The organism is Thalassolituus pacificus (genome assembly GCF_025318105.1).
In the GTDB taxonomy this organism is placed as follows: domain Bacteria; phylum Pseudomonadota; class Gammaproteobacteria; order Pseudomonadales; family Oceanobacteraceae; genus Venatoribacter; species Venatoribacter pacificus.
Window position 1 is genome coordinate 1 of the sequence record NZ_JAOANI010000021.1, and the last position, 1,235, is coordinate 1,235.

The following is a 1,235-nucleotide window of genomic DNA, read 5'->3' on the forward strand; positions in this document are numbered from 1 at the left end:
TGTAGTGGTCAACTAATTCCGGACACGGTCTTAAGTAATTCTTCGGCTGCAGATGGGCTCAGCCCATTGTTAGCCCTGTGTGGCCTGTAGCCGTTGTAGTAATGCATCAGATACCGGCCCACATCCATTTTTGCTTCCATCACCGAACGATACCCCTTATCCGGTATCCACTCGGTTTTCAGACTTCGGAATAAACGCTCCATCGGCGCATTATCCCAGCAGTTTCCGCGGCGACTCATACTCTGCTGCATCCTGTAACGCCACAGCTGTTGCCGATACTTCAGGCTTGTATATTGAGCGCCCTGATCGGAATGAAACGTCACACCGGATGGTTTCCCTCGTCGACGATACGCATCATCCAAAGCCTTAATGACCAGCTCTGTCTGCGCTTTATCAGAGATCGCCCAGCCCACCACTTTACGGGCGTACAGATCGAGTACAACGGCCAGATAAATCCAGCGTCCACCGGCTCGTATAAAGGTGATATCGCCACACCAGACCCGATTGGGTGCCGTCACGGTAAACCTACGGTTCAGACGATTAGGAATCGACAGATGCTCTGCCGTTGCTGGTTTATATTTATGTGCTCCGGGCTGTTTGCTGACTAAGCGCTGCTCTTTCATTAAGCGGGCGACCATATAGCGACTCACCTGGCTGCCATTTTCGTTCAGCTTGTCGCGAATTCCCCGGCTTCCAAGTGAGCCACGGCTGATTTTAAAGACCTCAGCCACGTGAGCTTTAAGGTGTACACGCTGGCTATTGATACGGCTTACTCTGTTGCGATAGGCGTAATAACAAGAGCGGTGAATATCAAATAGTGAGCACAGCTTCTTAACCGGATACCGCTCTCTAAACCGATCGATCAGCGGGTAGGCTTGATCGCGTCTGACATTAAGAGAGCCGTAGCCTTTTTTAGAATGACCTTGTCTTCCTCCAGCTCTTTAATTCGGGCTTCAAGTGCCTGAATTTTCTGCTGTTCGGGCGTGAGGGCTTTGCCCTTTGGCGTAGTACCGCCGCGTTCTTCCTGTAACTGATCAATCCAGCGCCGCAGAGTGGTATCGCCAATATCCAGCGCCTGACAAACCTCGGAAACAGCACGCTGCTGATCGAGCACCATGCTGGCGGCTTCTTGCTTGAACTCTGCAGTAAAAATACGACGTTGTTTTTTCATTGGACACCTCTTGGGTTGTGATTTTATCACCTAAGCGGGTGTCCGGATTGATTAGACCACTACA

The 1,235-nt window shown here is 50.9% G+C and carries 1 protein-coding gene; it reads right to left on the reverse strand.

The window, feature by feature from the left end:
* Positions 1 to 8 precede the first annotated feature (8 nt).
* Positions 9 to 1,171, reverse strand: a protein-coding gene (locus tag NYR02_RS13635) for an IS3 family transposase (protein ID WP_260976903.1) whose coding sequence is annotated in 2 segments (ribosomal slippage) — positions 9 to 916 and positions 916 to 1,171 — 1,164 coding nt in all. Because the reading frame shifts where the segments join, the coding sequence is not laid out codon by codon here.
* Positions 1,172 to 1,235 lie beyond the last annotated feature (64 nt).